Consider the following 1,106-nt stretch of genomic DNA (forward strand, 5'->3'; position numbering starts at 1 on the left):
AGGGGGGCGATGCTGCGGCCCTCGCGTTCGGCGGCTTCCCAGTCCCGGGGCCTGAGCTGGTACTTCTCCGAGTCCAGATACTCCTCGCTGCCCTCCCGCAGCGGCACGTTCTCACACAACTCGTACCCCGAGTACACCCCCCACGTCGGCGACAACGTCGCCGCCAGCACCGCCCGCACCTCGAACGCGGGCCGCCCCCCGTGCTGCAGATACGCATGCAGGATGTCCGGCGTGTTCACGAAGAAGTTCGGCCGCATATACGCCGCCGCCTCCCCCGACAACTCACCCAGATACTCCGTCAGCTCCTGCTTCGAGTTCCGCCACGTGAAATACGTGTACGACTGCTGGAACCCCACCTTCGCCAACGTGTGCATCATCGCCGGCCGCGTGAACGCCTCCGCCAGGAAGATCACATCCGGATCCGTCGCATTGACGTCCCCGATCACCCGCTCCCAGAACACCACCGGCTTGGTGTGCGGATTGTCCACCCGGAAGATCCGCACCCCGTGCCCCATCCAGAACCGCAGCACCCGCAGCGTCTCCGCCACCAGCCCGTCCATGTCCGCATCGAAATGGACCGGATAGATGTCCTGGTACTTCTTCGGCGGATTCTCCGCATACGCGATCGACCCGTCCGCCCGGTGCCGGAACCACTCCGGATGCTTGTCCACCCACGGATGATCCGGCGAACACTGCAACGCGAAATCCAGAGCCACCTCCAGCCCCACATCCCGCGCCCGCCCCACGAACCAGTCGAAATCCTCGATCGAACCGAGATCCGGATGCACCGCGTCATGACCGCCCTCAGGCGACCCGATCGCCCACGGCACCCCCACATCCCCCGGCCCCGCCGACAACGAATTGTTCGGCCCCTTGCGAAACGTCGTCCCGATCGGATGAATCGGCGGCAGATACACCACGTCGAAACCCATCCCCGCGATCACCGGCAACCGCCGCGCCGCCGTACGGAACGTCCCATGCGGCCGCTCCGCAGTCCCCTCCGAACGCGGGAAGAACTCGTACCACGACCCGAACAACGCCCGCTCCCGCTCCACCACCAACGGCAACGGATCCGACGAAGTCACCAGTTCACGCAACGGAAACCG

Annotated in this window: 1 pseudogene; it reads right to left on the reverse strand. The window is 65.7% G+C overall.

From position 1 onward, the window contains the following. A pseudogene (locus ACFYZE_RS36110) lies at positions 1-1,106 on the reverse strand (alpha-1,4-glucan--maltose-1-phosphate maltosyltransferase); the annotation flags it as partial.

Origin of the sequence: Streptomyces sp. NPDC001796 (assembly GCF_042892355.1) — a bacterium.
Classification (GTDB): Bacteria; Actinomycetota; Actinomycetes; order Streptomycetales; family Streptomycetaceae; genus Streptomyces.